The sequence below is a fragment of the Bacteroides sp. 14(A) genome (genome assembly GCF_000526555.1).
In the GTDB taxonomy this organism is placed as follows: Bacteria; Bacteroidota; Bacteroidia; order Bacteroidales; family Bacteroidaceae; genus Bacteroides; species Bacteroides cellulosilyticus.
Window position 1 is genome coordinate 2,758,317 of the sequence record NZ_JAGH01000002.1, and the last position, 14,522, is coordinate 2,772,838.

Here is a 14,522-nt window from a genome sequence, read left to right on the forward strand (position 1 = left end):
TAAAAGAAGAAACAAAAATGAAGTGGATATCTATTGCAACAGTCTTATTACTATTGGTTTCTGTGGAAAGCACAGCACAGATCACTATTAAAACAGAGTATTTCGGTACATCGGCTTATCGGGATGAACACAATCAGAAAGTGGGTAACAGTAAAGGTTCCGCCATGGTCTATCATGGAAGTGCCAATCTGCCTTTGTCGATGAAAAAGAACGAAAGCAATCAGCCTACGATATGGGGTATCGGGCTTTCGGGCGATTATGCGTCTCTGAATAATAAGAATATTGCAGAGCCTCTTGTGTTGTCCGAGATTCTGAATTTGCAGATGTCGCTTTTCCATGTGCGGCCTTTGAGTGAGAAATGGTCGATGATGGCAAGCGTCGGTGTCGGCGTGTATACGGATGATACACGGTTTTCGCATTTACGTTTTCGGAATGTATTGGGAAGTGCGGGGTTGGTCTTTGTCAGGCGTATACTCCCTAATCTGGAACTGGGTGCGGGTTTGGCATTGAACAATGCTTTTGGTTATCCTATGGCGTTTCCTGCATTATACGTAAACTGGAATTATGGGCATAAACTGACTTGCAGCTTTTCGGCTTTGGATGGAGCTAACCTTGCGGTTGGGTATAATGTGAACAAAACGTTCAGCATCAGTTTCATTACGGAAATGGGTGGGCAGATGGCTTTGACTGAGTTGAATGGTGATGATAAGATTTTTACGCACCAGTACATTGTAGTAGGTTTCCGTCCTGAATTCAAGGTTTCCAAGCATATTTCTTTGCCTGTTACGGTGGGGATAAATGCGGTACGCAATGCTTATTATGATGGCAGAAGCTTGTCGGCATTCTTTAAGGCGATGGGGAGGGAATATGATCCTTGTTTCCAGATAGCGCCGTATTTCTCGGTAAGTATTGTATTGCAGTAAGTTGTATTTCCGAAAACATTATTATCTTTGTCGTGTAATTTAGAGAATAGGAGATTAAGTTATGAAACGACCTGATATTGTTCGCCGGATTGCAGAAGTAGTGCATCGCATTGCTCCTGATGCGAAGACCATTCTCTATGGGTCCGAAGCTCGGGGAGATGCACAGGTAGATTCGGATATAGACTTACTCATATTGCTGGATGGTGATCATTTGGCACCTGAACGTGAATTGGAGATTACCCGTCATTTGTATGAAGTGGAAGTGGAGACCGGGGTGATTATCAGTCCGATGGTAGTGTTGCGTCGTGTATGGGAAAGAATCACGACCCCATTCAGCATCAATGTAATGAAGGAAGGGATCGTGTTATGAAAGAAAAGCTTGATTCCGAAAGTCGTGCCGCCATTGTGAATTATCGTTTGGAACGTGTTTATGAAACCCTGAAAGAAGCTGATTATAACACTGCAGGCGGTTATTATAATGCAGCTGTTAACCGTCTTTATTATGCTTGCTATTATGCTGCTTCTGCACTGCTGTTAAATTGTGAGATAGAAGCCAATACACATAATGGTGTAAAGACACAACTTTCTATGCATTTTGTTCGCGCTGGGCATTTGAGCTTAGATCATGGCGCAACCTTTAGCCTTCTATTTGAAAAACGTCAGGCAAGTGATTATAGTGACTTTGCATATTGTGATCTTGCTTTGGTTAATACACTTCGTCCACGGGCTGAAGCCTTTATTAATGCAATGGAACAATTGATAAACAAAGAGTGATGTATCTTGCCTACTGTCAGACAGAATACACCACCTCATGTGCCTCCCCCAGTTGCGGAACTTCCAGCTTCCCGAGCATTGTATCCAGTACCGCTTCCGGAACCATAAATTCCCGTTCACGATTTTGTTTCCTCCATACCTCATACGGCTTTTCGATATAAACAATCTTCACTTTAGCCCCGTAAGTGAGGAATAAATCAATCAGTTGCGAGCGCATTTGCTTTGAGGTATTGGTTGCATTCCATACAAAACCTTGCTCTTTACGCAAATAGCTGCGAGCTTCTTCCTTGGCTTCCTGTACCACCCTGCCATTGGCAGCCTTATCCGTAGGGCTAACTTTGTACTTTCGCCGGATAGCATCGAGGCTTATCACAGGAATATCCTGCGGCAATGTACGGATATAATGATCTTTCCCCATCCCCGGCAAACCGGATAATAAGATAACTTCACACCGGAAATTATCATGTGGAATGTAATCTATATACCCATCCTCAGCATGAAAGTACTGAAAGCGGGCATGATCCGTTGCAAAGCTTCGTACCTTTCCCCAGCAATCCTGTTCATGGCAAAGCATTTCGAACAACTCGGCAGCCTCCATCAGTGCAGGCTTATCTTTGCAGATACGTCCCTGAATATCCGCCACAGCAAGCATTTTCAGTAAACGTGTATCCACTCTGAGAGATGCTTCGCACAGCTTCTTCACAGGATTCTTCCGCTCCATAATCCAAACCGGCAAACCATGATAACGCACCAGCGCAGCAATGGTCTCCCGGATATGAAATGGAGTAGGAATATCCCTGTAAAGGATCGTGCGTGCCGTATATTCCCCACGCCTGGCATGTCCCTTGGAAGTGATAATGCCACCTCCTTCATCTACCGAAGTAGAGCGCTTCTCCACATCATGCAGTAAAGCGGCTGCCCACAATATTTCCTGTTCCTGTGCAGGCAAAGCCCGATATTCCGGCTGTTGCTGCAATGCCTCCAGTACCATGCGGGTATGTACGGCCACACTACCTTCTTCGTGATGCAAATGGTGCTGCATCACGAAGTTCATATCTTGTACCCACCGGAACTGTTGTTCCAGTGAGTCCCAATTCTTATTATCTGTCAGTTTCCAATTCATTTTATTCCTCCTTTCCTATTTCCCAGATGAGGCGGGCACGCTTCCAGTTGCGTGTCCAGTGCTCATCGGTCTTCACATGCCCCTTGCGTACGTACTTGAATACGTTGCGGGCAAATTCACTTACAGGATATTCACCTATATTACGGGTGACTACCCCTTCACGGGTACAATCTGCGCCTGTTTGCGGATCGCGTGTTCCGAACACACCCGGCTCTTGTGCCAGACTAACGACCTGTTGCTGCAATGCTTCCCGCGTCAATTCTTCTACCGTTTCCACTCGCAATTCGGGTACCGTAGGCAAGTCGAACAGAGCGGCATAGAATTTCACTTCCTCCCACGATAGCCACTGATCCAGACAGCGCACGGCAAACACATAGAAGTGCGTTTCCAGTTTGCGATACTCTATCGAATGTATGGCATACAGGTTTTCACCGAATATCTCGATGTCCCCCAAATCATTTTTCATCAGTTCCCAACGCTCGCGCAGTTCCCTGGTCCACGGTGAGGTGGTGGGCGCTGCATGCGAGCGGGCAAATACACCGTGGCGGCTCAGACAATTATTTTCTCCATCCAGTTTTTCGGTGTGTATCAGGGTTTCTATCTGTTGAATGTCTTCCCAATACGTATGGTTGATGCGGTCGTCACTGGTCGTTCCGGGAGAAAACGGATAATGATACGTGCGACCATATTTTTCTGATAACATAAGTTGCTCCTTTCTTTTTAAATCATTCATCTACTTTAAATCAGCGGCTCCTGGATCACTTTCACCGGATTGCCACGTTGCAGGCAGTTGTGATTACTCCAGTTGGCCTGTGCCTGAATCATGGCTTGCTCTATGCTCCATGATGCCAGTTTCAGCAGCAGGCGTTCGGTGGCCAGCTTCTTGTTTTGCCATTGCGAGCGTTGGTCGGAAGCTGCCACGCTCATTCCGGTAGGAATATGGACGGCACGGACGGCAGACTCCGTCTTGTTCACGTGCTGACCGCCCGGTCCGGATGCCCGCAAGGTCTCATAACGGATTTCCGCTTCCGTAGCCTCCTGGCTTTCGGAGAGCGTGAAGGTCTGCACACCGACAAACCAGTTCTTCCGTTTATGATAAATGCGGTACGGACTTTTGGCAATCCACTGCACGCTGCCTTCCCAATCCTCAATCAGCGCATGATAATCTCCGCCTTGCAGGGAGATGACGGCTGAGAGCAGGGTACGGTTGAGAGGTCCCGTTTCGCGTTCCACGATTTCTGTTTTCACTCCTTTGGCAGCGGCTTGTTTCAGAATCTTTTCCAGCACCAGCGCCACTACGCGGCAACATTCGGCAGGGCCGCGCCCGGAGGTTATTTGCATATATACTTTCTCCATAGCCTCTTACTCTTTATTCATCCTTACAATGCGCGACATGAATTTGCCTTGCACTTCTACCAATGTCTCTTGGGGTTGCATCACCCGATCGATGTTCTTGTAGGCTAATGGCATCTCTTCGATGCTACCCCCAATCAGTGTGACCCCAGCCTGCGAGAGAAATTTCTTCATGGCCGACTGGGTGAAACTCTCCTTTGCCTTCTGGCGTGACATGGCTCGTCCGGCACCGTGCGAAGCGGAACATAATGACTCTTCCACACCCCGACCTGCTACCAGATAACCGGGAGTTGCCATACTTCCGGGGATAAGTCCCGGTTGTCCAGCCTGTGCAGGAGTAGCCCCTTTGCGATGCACGATGGCGGTACGTCCGGGTGCAATCTCCTCTTTCCAGGCGAAGTTGTGATGATTGTTCACGTTCGCCATTGGCTTCAGCCCCAGAGCTTTCGAGAGGTTCAGGTGGATTTGTTCGTGACAGGCACGGGCATAGTCGCCTGCCAGGTTCATGCTCATCCAGTATTCCTGTCCTTCTTCCGAGTTCAAGTCGAGCCAGGCAAAATGTTGCGCTTCACGTGGCAGTTTGCAGACTTCACGGGCTATCCGGCTGTAATGCATGGCAATAGCTGCTCCAAGTCCGCGCGAACCGGAATGTGACAGCAATGCCATATAATTGCCTTCGGGCAGTCCCAGCACATTTTCTTCTTGCAGAAGAAGCTCTCCGAACTCCACGAAATGATTTCTACCGCCGGAACTGCCCAATTGACGAATGGCCTTTCCGCGTAAGTCCCTCAGAAGAGGTGTCAACCGGAATTCTTCCCGTTCTGTCACTTCATGCTCCTGTGCAAAGGTCAGGCCACCCTCCATGCCGAAGTGGGTATAGTCTTTCAGTGCCTCTTTGATCTGATGCGAGTATCTTTTCAGATAATCCGCTTTGGCATCGAACACCGTCAGGCTCATCCGGCAACCGATATCCACCCCTACGGCATAGGGGATGACGGCATTGTCCGTGGCGAGTACACCGCCGATGGGCAGACCGTATCCGGCATGTGCATCGGGCATCAGTGCTCCGGCTACGCTGACGGGGAGTCTCATGGCCAGGTTCATCTGCTGTTTGGCGAGGGTTTCTATGAACTTGCCGCCATAGGTTTTATAGGGCAACGTCTCGTCGAGCAAGTCGTATGCTGTGAACTTCTTTTCGATGAGGGTGGGGGACAGGTGTTCGGCCAGTTTGCCCCATGTCTCATTCTCTTTATAAGTATCGGGATTTTCCAGTACGTCGCTCAGTGTCTTGATAATCTGTTCTTTGCTTTGGTGCTTGCAATGTTTACCGACGATGGCTACTGCCAGACTGCGTGCTACATTGTCTCTATATCCCAGCTTACTTAAATCTTTTAATCGTATTCCCATATTTTCTTTTTTCATGTGTACGCATACGGCATGGGCTGCCCGCTTCGCGACGAGTCAGTGCAATATGCGTTTTGTATCCAATGCATGAGGGATGATGATAGATACAACGCTATCCGTCCACTGCATTGAAGTGAATAATAATAAAATTATAAATGTGATTGTAGGACTAATCAAGAAAATTGCAAAGCCCCATCATCCCGATGAGTCAACTTAGTCCTGGCTGAGATATTATAGTTCCAACATAAATTAGTCCCTTTCTTTCAGTTTTAAAGGGGTGAATACTGTGTTTAACGGTAGCAAAAGTAATGTATCTTTTTAAAGTACGCAAGGAAAAAGAACGTTTTTTTGCAGATGTAAACAGTTTAGGGCTTTTTACAATATCAATTCTTGAAGTCCATGTGAGGTCGTCCGGACTGAACAGGTCAATCGTCTTTATCCCACCATTCCCGGCATTCGTCGGATATGGGAGTAGCGGGTATTTCTTTGTATCATTATTAGACTGATCCCTGTATCACAAGATTAGTTTTTTGCAACACAGGGAAAAATCTCCCATGCACCCCGCGTGAAGTCGGGTATTTCTATCGGGCGACTACCATTCAATACCGATTGTTCACTAAGCTCGGTGATGCACGACCATTCGGCGGCATCGTAGACGTCCATATCCAAGGGAAGCCCGTGGTGCAGACAGTAGATGAGACGGTAATCCATGATATAGTTCATCTCGTTCGGAACACCTTTGCGGGCTCCTTCTTTGCCGATGGTAGCTGTAAAAGGATGTTGATAGCGTTGTAAGAGCTCTTCGGTAGTTACACTGTCTGCCTCTCCGCTACACACATCTTCCAGACTGATTGTGGCTACCGGATATTTCTGTGCAAACCCTCGCGTGCCGCAGATGGTGTGCGAACGGCTGTAAGGGCGTGGATGAACGGTGCAGTATTGCAGTTGGATGGTCTTTCCCTTGACGGTATGGATGAGGGTGGTGTTCATGTCTCCCAACAGGTAAGCCTGTTGTGCTTCGGGAGATTCTTTGCCGAAAGTGCGGCGGGCATATTCCGTCATTCCCGCCTGGTGGGTGGACATGGATACAAGGTAATTCAAACGGTCGCCTCGGTGAATGTTTAGGATCTGGCATACGGGGCCTAAACCGTGAGTGGGATAGGGGTTTCCGGTGTGTTCCATGCAGTAAGCCTTGTTCCAGTGGTTATGGAAACCGCCTTGGTTTTCATCGCTGAAGTACATGGAGCGCAGGTCGTGTATATAAGCACCTTCCACATGCATGATTTCACCGAACAGGCCTTGTCTTGCCATGTTCAGCGTGGTCAGGGCAAAGGCATCATAGCAACAGTTTTCCAGCATGATGCAGTGGCGGCGGGTACGTTCGGCGGTATCTACCAGTTGCCAGCATTCGGCTACGGTCATGGCGGCGGGCACTTCGATGGCAACATGCTTGCCTTGCTCCATGGCGTAGGTGGCCATAGGGGTATGCGTCAGCCAGTCCGTACATATAATGATGAGGTCGATATCAGGGTTGCAACACATTTGTTGCCAGCCGTTTTCTCCGGCATAACCGATTGCAGCGGGATGTCCGCCTTTTGTCAGTAGGGCCTGTCCTTTTGCCAGGTTTCCGGGGCGTATCTCACACAAAGCTTTGATCTCTACGTGTTCTATGAGCATATAACGCTCCAATGTGAGTAATCCGCGATTACCTAAGCCTATGAATCCGATGCGTACAACGGGAATAGGAGGATGAGCCAGGCCCAGGACATGAGTAGGAGGTTCGTTTTTCATTGAAATAGTGTATAGGTTAAATTGAAATTGCTACAAAGATATTTATTCTCAATAAAAAAAGCTGCCTCTTAGAAGCAGCTTTTTAGAATAAAATTGAAAATGCTTTTTGAATAGCAAGGATAATTATACTCCGCTGAATGCACTAAATCCGCCATCTATCGGCAGCAATGCACCCGTCACGAAACTTGCCGCATCGCTGCACAGGAATTGTACGGCGCCGTTCAGTTCGTTGATATCTCCAAAACGTTTCATTGGAGTTTTGGCTAAAACTTTCTTGCTGCGGTCTGTCAGCGAACCGTCAGGATTGATAAGCACGGCACGGTTCTGGTCGCCGATGAAGAAACCTGGAGCGATAGCATTTACACGGATGCCGTCTCCGTACTTCAGTGCGAGTTCGCTTGCCAGCCATTGAGTGAAGTTAGCAACGGCTGTCTTAGCTGCCGAGTAACCCGGAACGCGGGTGATAGCGCTGTAAGCAGCCATGGAAGATACGTTTACGATACAACCTTTACCTTGCTTAGCCATCACTTTGCTGAATACCATAGAAGGATAAACGGTTCCGTTCATATTCAGGTTAGTCACTTTCTCCCAGCAGGTAACGTCCATGTCGAAGAAGTTCTGGTCGGGAGCCAGCGTAGCACCCGGCATATTGCCACCGGCAATGTTGAGCAGGATGTCGATACGTCCCCATTTGGCAACGATGTCATCAGCCAATTTTTCAAGGCTGGCGATGTCTAATACATTACCTACGATGCCGATCACATCTTCACCATAAGCTTTCAGTTCTTCTACACGTTTGTCCAGTTGTTCCTGACGGATGTCAACGGCTACTACCTTGGCGCCTTGCTCCATGAAACATTTGGCAATGCTGCCACCCAATACACCACCTGCACCGGTGATAACGGCTACTTTACCTGCAATACTGAATTGTTCGTTCATAATCTCCTTATTTAATTATTAGTTTTTAATTGTTTATTTCGTCTTGCACCACTGCCATCATTCCTTCTACCTGTGCCAATGCCAGCATACGGCCATGGAATGAATATCCGGGGTTATATCCTTTGTCTTCGTCACCCAGCATCATTCGTCCGTGGTCTACACGCATAGGCAGTCCCGGATTTTCTTTCTCAAAGATGCGGATGAGGTCAATCAGATGTCCGCGTCCGGTCAGGTGCGAGCTTTCTATAAAATTGCCTCCGGGCATGGCAGCCGTGCTGCGCAGGTGGACAAAGTGAGTACGTTTAGCGAATTTCTTTGCCAATTCACGGGTATCGTTATGCTCGCCTGCACTGAGGGAACCGGCGCAGAAGGTCAGTCCGTTATGCGGGTTATCCACTGCATTCAGGAACCAGGCGATGTCTGCTTCGTTGGTGACAATACGCGGTAAACCTAATACCTGGAACGGAGGATCATCGGGATGCACACACATATTTACACCATATTCTTCGCAGACAGGCATGATGGCGGAAAGGAAATAACGCATGTTTTCGCGTAGCATATCACGGTCGATACCTTTATAGAGTGCCAACAGCTTCTTGAAGATGTTCACCGGATTCTTATCTCCTTCTTTGATATTTCCGTTGACGAAGCCTTGCGTTTTTACGATGATTGTGTCGATGAGATCATCCTTTTCTGCTTCGGTAATGGTCTTGTCCAGTTCTGCAACCTTTGCCAGTTCTTCGGCGGAGTAGTCCTTTTCGGCTCCTTCGCGTCCGAGGATTCGAAGGTCGAAGTAAGCGAAGCGAACACGGTCGAAGTAGAGTGACGAAGTGCCGTCTGCCCAAGGATGTTGCAAATCCGTGCGTATCCAGTCGATAACGGGCATAAAGTTATAGCATACGGTTTTCACACCGCACTTGCCCAGGTTTGCCAGACTGACTTTATAGTTTTCTATTAACTGTTCACGTTCCGGTCCGGCATACTTGATCGCCTCGCAAACAGGTAGGCTTTCTACTACAGACCAGCGTAAGCCGTACGACTCGATATAGGTTTTCAGATCGTTGATAGCCTCTTCGGTCCATATTTCACCATTGGGTACATCGTGCAAGGCAGTCACAATTCCTTCCACGCCGATTTGCCGCAGCATGTCGAGCGTGATCTTGTCTTGCTTGCCAAACCATCTCCAGGTTTTTTCCATAACATTTATATATTAATAGTTTAACTGATTATTGACTGCAAATATACGTGCAAAAATAATGCTGCGATAAATGGATTTTTGCAGAATATATGCGGATTTTTGCATATATGCGGTGGCATTTCTATTGTCTTTCCTTATCTTTGTGTGTGAATTAAACTTTGCAGAATATATGCGCCGACCGATTATAAATGAAAAGTTGCCTATATCGGAGTCGAATCCGATCAAGGCTCGGAATTACGATTATGATCGTTTCACTTATCCGTGGCATTTCCACAGTCAGTATGAAATCATTTACGTAAAGGAGAGTCATGGTCTGTGCTTTGTAGGCGATTGCATTGAGAAGTTCTCTGCGGGTGATGTGATTCTGTTCGGTACTAATCTGCCCCATTACATGCGGAGTAATGATATTTATGGTTCGGAGAACGTCACTTCACGTGTGCAAGGGACTATTATTCAGTTTGAGCAGAATTTTATGCAATATTCCTTTGATTATTATCCTCAGTTTCTGCAAATAAAAATGCTGTTGGAGGAATCGAAGAGAGGTATCATCTTTCCGAAACAGGATGCAACCCGGGTAGGGGAGTTGCTTTCCGGCTTTCTTTCATTAAGTGGTTTTCACCAGATAAGCGGGTTGCTGGATTTGTTGCAGGAGCTGGCAGTCAGTCCGCAAAGGAAGACACTGGCAAGTCTGCATTATTACGAAAAGTTTCCTACGCTGGGAAACAAGCGGATTGATAAAATCATTTCTTTTATAAACAATAACTACACCCGTAACCTCAAATTGAATGAAATTGCCGGAATGGCGAGCATGAACTCCAGCGCCTTCTGTCGTTACTTTAAGGAGAATACAGGGAAGACGCTTTTGCAGTATGTGATGGAAATGCGTGTGGGATATGCTTGTAAGTTGTTAGCATTGGGAGAAATGGATATTTCGCAGATAGCTGTGGAATGCGGCTTCGATTCGATCACTCATTTCAATCGCACGTTTAAGCAGTTGGTTAATCTGACGCCGACGCAGTATAGGAGTAATATTATGAAATAAGAGGGAATATTTTTGAAATTATTCTGCTCGCAATGAAACATTCTTTATTGTGATTTGCTTCAAATTAAAAATAATGTTTACTGATTCCGGCAGATAATCGTTGCCTTCTGTCAATAGCAGATTTATGTATTATTAACGGGAATACTGCCAAGATGAGTGTCATGACTCGAATGTCTTGTGATTGTGAATTTCTGATATCTTTTGCCTGTGGTTAGCGAGGCAAATGCCACACTTTATTCTCCTCTATGTCACATCTTAGTCCGCTGAATGCCACATGTTTAAACTGTTGATGTGTGGCATTGGAGACGACGGAGTGTGGCATTACGGTTGTACAAGTGTGGGCTCACGCTTATATAAGTGTAAGCCCACGCTTATATAACCGTGAGCTATCGGAACCTGCTGTGTTGAGGGAATAAAAAACGGGGAAGCAGTTGCTTCTCCGTTCCTATATGCCGTGAAATGTAGTTTAATGTAAAGTTGAATAAAGATTATCTATAAAAGGATGATACAAAGATACGATATTGAGAAGGCGATGTCAAGTGTTTCGCTAATTATTTCCGGTTGGCATATTTGTTTTTTTAGCTTCTTGCATTCTTCTCCTACCATTGCATATAACATCTACTCTTTGTTAGGACAGTTGGACTTAGATATGCTTCTATTGAAATCTCAAAACTTGGAACTTACAGATATACCTTTATTTTTCTGGTAAAAGGAACATCTATTTTTAGAATGTTGTATCTTTGCAAAAAACGGTGTATGAAAGATGTACTTAAAATATCAATCTTACTAATTCTTGCACTTAGCAACGGGGCTTTATTTGCACAGACGAATAGATCTCTCAATTTAAATAGAGATACGTTAGATCTAAAATTTGTAAAAGACACGTTGGTAACGAGTACAATTCAAGATACCCTTGCTACTATACCTGCTGTTAAAGATTCAATAACTGCAAAACAAGATGAAATTAATGATTCTGCATTGTATTATCGTCTAATCTTACACTACCGAGACAGTGTGAATCACAATCTTAAAAGAATATACAATAAAGATGCCTTTAAATTTAAGGATGATTATTTTCGAGAAAAAATGAGAGAACCGTGGATAGGAGATGTTTTAAGAGATATATTTTTTGAATAATTATGAAGTTATATTTTTTATCCTTATGTATAATGCTTGCTGTCAGTTTTGCTGCTAAAGCACAATCAAAGCTTATTTTTAAAGATAAGTTTATGTATACGGATGTACAGGTGTTCAATGAGACAAAAAGGCACTCAATACCCTCTCTTATTGATACGGGTTGTTCGTTATGTATAATTGATTCTATTTTTGCTATTGATTCATGCGGAATAAAAGAAGATGAATTACAAACAATTCCTGTTAACCAAACTAAAGATAAGATTTCAAGTGCTTTTATAGATTCTATCTTTTTTTGTGGAAAGACATATCATAAAGTGTATTGCTTAGTTGCAGATCTTACTGGGCATTATCAAAAATATGCACCAAAATTTATCGTCGGGGCTAATATCCTTAGATCAGGAGCTTGGAAATTTGATATGGAAAAGAATATTGTTGAACCCTACGATTCTAATAATAAAGCGAAAGGAATTATTTATAAATGGAAAAACCATGAAGACTATCCTGATGTGGCAATAGATTATATCATTTTAGATAGTAAAGTCAATGGAAAAAAACACGATTTGCTTTTGATACGGGATGTAGAAGCAATAAGCTTCAATGTGGTTTATATGTAGGAAAACCTGAGCTAATCCAAAAGGAAACAGCTAATATCGTAAATAAATTATCAATTAAGACGGCTGAATTATGTAGAAATGTAACATTCAAGATAGGAAAGGATGAGTATACGTTGGATTTTATAATAGGTGATGGCAATATTGGGCTCTTAAATATCGAATTCTTACAAGGCCATTCCTTTATACTTAATTATAAGAAGCAGATACTTGAATTGTTGTAAAAGAGAGCTTGAATTATTAATTTCGGTGGCGTAAAGTAAACTGTGTCATGCGCTGTTTTTCTTTCAAGCTCATCGGTCGGGGATCGGCCAGCGCCAAGGGGGGTGCACCAGCACTCCCGACGAGCGTAAAATTACAACAACTTAAATCTATCTCCAAACTTTATCGCCAGTTGTTGGGCAATGGTGCCCCAATTAGCCAGTGGCATAGTCCATTTCTTGCGTATGTTGCGATAAGCGAGGTAGACAAGCTTCTCAAGGGCGGTGTCATTAGGGAACACGCCCTTGTTTTTTGTAACTTTCCGTATTTGCCGGTGGTAGCCTTCAACGGTATTCGTCGTATAAATCATACGACGTATATCGGATGTGAACTGGAAGTATTCAGTGAGCTTTTCCCAGTTGTCCTGCCACGACTTGATGACGATAGGATATTTCTCTCCCCATTTCTGATCTAAATCAAGAAGCTCCGTTTCAGCGGCATCCTTGCTGACTGCACCGTAAACCCGTTTCAGATCTTTAAGAAACTCCTTCTGGTGTTTACTGCCGATATATTTGATGGAGTTACGTATCTGATGGACGATACAAAGTTGCACTATGGTATCAGGGAATACGCTTTGGATGGCATCCGGGAAGCCCTTCAGACCATCGACACAAGCTATGAGAATGTCGTGTACACCACGGTTCTGTAAATCGGTCAGCACATTCAACCAGAAGTTTGCCCCCTCATTCTTAGAGATGTACATCCCAAGCAAATCTTTACGACCGTCCTTATCTATAGCCAATACGTTGTAGATTGCACGGGTAATGGCACAGCCTCTCTCATCCATGACTTTATAATGAATGGCATCCATCCAAACTATCGGATAAATATAGTCCAGGCTACGCGAACGCCACGCTTTTATTTCCGGAAGTACCCGGTCAGTGATGGAACTGATTGTTTCGGCAGACACACGGTTACCAAGATTCTCTTCCATCCAGTCGCTTATTTCACGTGTACTATTACCAAGGGCATAAAGGCCGATTATGCGGTCAGCAACACTTTCCGCAAGAATGGTCTCCCGCTTCTTTATAAACTGAGGATCGAAGCTGGAATTACGATCACGGGGTGTAGAAACGGTCACCTCACCCATAGAAGTTTGCACCTGCTTCTGCATCTTGCCATTACGACGGTTGCCACTCATGCGTTCATCCTCGGAAAGATGGGCATCCATCTCACCTTCTAAGGCTGCATTTAAAATGCTCTCCAATAACGGGGCAAAAGCTCCGTCCTTACCCAACAAGGGCTTGCCAGCCTTGAGCTGCTCGATTGCCTTGTTCTTGATCCTTTCAAAATCAAATTCTTCACTCATAAAAAAACTGTGTTAGCAAAGTTAATACTTTTTTTGTTTGCTTTGCTGACACAGTTTAAATTACAGCCTCTTAATTTCAATCTATTTAGCTCGGAGAGAAATTCATAGGTTATTGGAATTGGCAAATCTTATCAGTCCTTCTGTCTGTCTTCTCTTATAAGTCTCTGTTCGTTCAAACGTTCCTGCTGCTTCCTTTTCTCTTCTAACGATGCGGTAGCTTGCCCAATGAGGGTATTGATTGATGAGTGAACTCTATCTATTACTTGTGAAATTCATTAATATATTCCATAAACCTTATGATTATGAGTTTCAGATGTAGGTAATCATTTTCTTTTGCTAGAGTTTTCCATTTGTAGCACGCTACGTTGATTGTTGTGTTCATAAGATTTTGGTTTAACTCACTCGGTTAAACCACGCTAAATTCAGCACCCTCTAAAAGCAAAAATCAGATAGAAATCTTACGATAACTATCTGATTTTCAGAAGAGCGGAAGACGGGGCTCAAACCCGCGACCCTCAGCTTGGAAGGCTAATGCTCTTCTGCGGCTGCCAAAAGCTTCGCTTTCGTCAGCTACCAACTGAGCTACAGCCGCTTAGCTACTCTTAAAGAAAATCCTCTTTATTCGCTTTTTAGGCTTGGTTTACATATTGGTTTACA

At 44.9% G+C, this 14,522-nt stretch carries 14 protein-coding genes; 6 read left to right on the forward strand and 8 right to left on the reverse strand.

Annotation, left to right across the window (positions count from 1 at the left end):
- The first annotated feature begins 17 nt into the window (after positions 1–17).
- The 3 genes from K429_RS0117985 to K429_RS0117995 all read left to right on the forward strand — a co-directional run bounded on the left by K429_RS0117985 (position 18) and on the right by K429_RS0117995 (position 1,697).
- Complete coding sequence (locus K429_RS0117985) at positions 18–923, forward strand: DUF6268 family outer membrane beta-barrel protein (RefSeq protein ID WP_026367803.1); 906 nt, start codon at positions 18–20, stop codon at positions 921–923.
- 61 nt (positions 924–984) lie between these two features.
- Positions 985–1,293, forward strand: coding sequence for a nucleotidyltransferase domain-containing protein (locus K429_RS0117990; protein WP_007666625.1), 309 nt, complete (start codon positions 985–987; stop codon positions 1,291–1,293).
- Positions 1,290–1,697, forward strand: coding sequence for a HEPN domain-containing protein (locus tag K429_RS0117995; RefSeq protein WP_026367804.1), 408 nt, complete (start codon positions 1,290–1,292; stop codon positions 1,695–1,697). The genes K429_RS0117990 and K429_RS0117995 overlap by 4 nt, the downstream gene beginning before the upstream one ends.
- A 16-nt stretch (positions 1,698–1,713) precedes the next feature.
- Here the strand turns inward: K429_RS0117995 and K429_RS0118000 are convergent, their stop codons facing one another.
- From K429_RS0118000 to uxuA, 7 genes are all read right to left on the reverse strand, one after another.
- A complete protein-coding gene (locus K429_RS0118000; protein ID WP_026367805.1) occupies positions 1,714–2,820 on the reverse strand; it encodes an AAA family ATPase in 1,107 nt (368 codons plus the stop codon).
- A 1-nt stretch (position 2,821) separates the two neighbouring features.
- Positions 2,822–3,523 (reverse strand): RNA ligase family protein, encoded by a 702-nt coding sequence (locus tag K429_RS0118005; protein WP_026367806.1) that lies wholly within the window; start codon positions 3,521–3,523, stop codon positions 2,822–2,824.
- Positions 3,524–3,558: 35 nt separating this feature from the next.
- Complete coding sequence (gene prfH / locus K429_RS0118010; protein ID WP_026367807.1) at positions 3,559–4,176, reverse strand: peptide chain release factor H; 618 nt, start codon at positions 4,174–4,176, stop codon at positions 3,559–3,561.
- Between the two features lie 6 nt (positions 4,177–4,182).
- Positions 4,183–5,580: an RtcB family protein gene (locus K429_RS0118015; RefSeq protein WP_026367808.1), complete on the reverse strand. Its 1,398-nt coding sequence runs from the start codon at positions 5,578–5,580 to the stop codon at positions 4,183–4,185.
- Between the two features lie 519 nt (positions 5,581–6,099).
- Positions 6,100–7,368, reverse strand: coding sequence for a Gfo/Idh/MocA family protein (locus K429_RS0118020; protein ID WP_026367809.1), 1,269 nt, complete (start codon positions 7,366–7,368; stop codon positions 6,100–6,102).
- Positions 7,369–7,491: 123 nt separating this feature from the next.
- Positions 7,492–8,307, reverse strand: a complete 816-nt coding sequence (locus K429_RS0118025; RefSeq protein WP_007215389.1) for an SDR family oxidoreductase — start codon at positions 8,305–8,307, stop codon at positions 7,492–7,494.
- 25 nt (positions 8,308–8,332) lie between these two features.
- Positions 8,333–9,505: a mannonate dehydratase gene (gene uxuA, locus K429_RS0118030; RefSeq protein WP_026367810.1), complete on the reverse strand. Its 1,173-nt coding sequence runs from the start codon at positions 9,503–9,505 to the stop codon at positions 8,333–8,335.
- 70 nt (positions 9,506–9,575) lie between these two features.
- On the opposite strand from uxuA, the gene K429_RS0118035 reads away from it, so the two are divergent.
- The 3 genes from K429_RS0118035 (at position 9,576) to K429_RS28905 (ending at position 12,298) form a co-directional block, all read left to right on the forward strand.
- Complete coding sequence (locus tag K429_RS0118035; protein ID WP_026367811.1) at positions 9,576–10,547, forward strand: AraC family transcriptional regulator; 972 nt, start codon at positions 9,576–9,578, stop codon at positions 10,545–10,547.
- Positions 10,548–11,303: 756 nt separating this feature from the next.
- Positions 11,304–11,684 (forward strand): hypothetical protein, encoded by a 381-nt coding sequence (locus K429_RS0118040; RefSeq protein WP_026367812.1) that lies wholly within the window; start codon positions 11,304–11,306, stop codon positions 11,682–11,684.
- Between the two features lie 2 nt (positions 11,685–11,686).
- Positions 11,687–12,298, forward strand: a complete 612-nt coding sequence (locus K429_RS28905) for a hypothetical protein (protein ID WP_231501876.1) — start codon at positions 11,687–11,689, stop codon at positions 12,296–12,298.
- Between the two features lie 352 nt (positions 12,299–12,650).
- Here the strand turns inward: K429_RS28905 and K429_RS0118050 are convergent, their stop codons facing one another.
- Positions 12,651–13,865: an IS256 family transposase gene (locus tag K429_RS0118050; protein WP_026367813.1), complete on the reverse strand. Its 1,215-nt coding sequence runs from the start codon at positions 13,863–13,865 to the stop codon at positions 12,651–12,653.
- Positions 13,866–14,522 lie beyond the last annotated feature (657 nt).